This window comes from Sporosarcina sp. P29, assembly GCF_002743265.1.
Taxonomy (GTDB): Bacteria; Bacillota; Bacilli; order Bacillales_A; family Planococcaceae; genus Sporosarcina.
This window is the reverse complement of record NZ_PDYX01000085.1, coordinates 1-439: the sequence shown is the minus strand read 5'-3', so window position 1 is coordinate 439 and position 439 is coordinate 1. Positions and strand designations below refer to the sequence as shown.

Sequence of the window (439 nt, the reverse complement as noted above, 5' to 3'; positions counted from 1 at the left end):
GGAGGCTGCCGAGCTGGGATGCCGCGCCTGCGCATCACCCGGCGGCGGCTGTCAGTTTCTCGGCACCGCGGGAACGTCACAGGTGGTGGCCGAAGCGCTGGGTCTGGCGCTGCCGCACTCCGCGCTCGCCCCGTCCGGGCAGGCCGTGTGGCTGGAGATTGCCCGTCAGTCTGCGCGGGCGGTGAGCGAGCTGGATAACCGTGGGATCACGACCCGCGATATCCTGACCGACAAAGCCATTGAAAACGCCATGGTGCTTCACGCGGCGTTTGGCGGCTCCACCAACCTGCTGCTGCACATCCCGGCGATTGCCCATGCGGCGGGCTGCACCATTCCGGATGTGGCGCACTGGACGCGCATCAACCGTAAGGTTCCGCGTCTGGTGAGCGTGCTGCCAAACGGCCCGGACTACCACCCGACTGTGCGTGCTTTCCTGGCG

General features: G+C 67.7%; 1 protein-coding gene. It reads left to right on the top strand.

What is annotated here, in order from left to right; genetic code table 11:
• Positions 1–439 (top strand): dihydroxy-acid dehydratase domain-containing protein (locus CSV68_RS16655; protein WP_199175049.1); only part of this gene is annotated, 439 nt, incomplete at both ends.